Consider the following 618-nt stretch of genomic DNA (forward strand, 5'->3'; position numbering starts at 1 on the left):
GTAATGTTTCAACAACGCCCTCAGCGCATCTTTTGGATCTCGCTACCTATTGCGGTGATTGGTTTAGCGTGCCTTTCATTGGCTGGAGGTTGGAAGCAGCCTGCGAGTCAACTCTGGTTTCTTGGAGCGGCGCTTATCTTGGCGCTACACTTTAATGTAAACAGTAAATATTCGCAGAAGTTGCCCGTTTTACTACTGACTTGTGTACAGCTGTTTTCGGCAGGCTGTCTAGGTCTGTTGGTGTCGTTCTTGATGGAATCACGACCAGAGCAGGTGGATTCATCCATTTGGTGGTGGTTTGCGCTCAGTACGTTGCTTGCGACGAGTTTGCGTTACGTTATGCAGACGATGGGGCAAAAGTTTGTCCAAGCAGGGAATGCGGCACTGATTATGATCTTAGAGCCGGTTTGGACGGTTGTTCTCAGCATTCTTTGGTATGGTGAAGTTCTGACGGCCAATAAACTTGTTGGTTGTCTGCTGATTCTCTTTTCTTTGGTGATTTACCGCACTGGAGGCAGATTCCGCTTCCCCAAGCGAGCGTAAATACACGCTCTAAAGATGAACGACGATGGCAAATACTGAACATCAAGAAACATTAGATTTTTTAGATAAGCTGAG

General features: G+C 46.8%; 1 protein-coding gene. It reads left to right on the top strand.

Annotated features, from left to right (window positions below):
• On the top strand, window positions 1-543 hold a 543-nt coding region (locus tag R8N47_RS26370; RefSeq protein ID WP_318186254.1), incomplete at its 5' end, for a DMT family transporter.
• Window positions 544-618: the final 75 nt, after the last annotated feature.

The organism is Vibrio sp. 2132-1 (genome assembly GCF_033344315.1).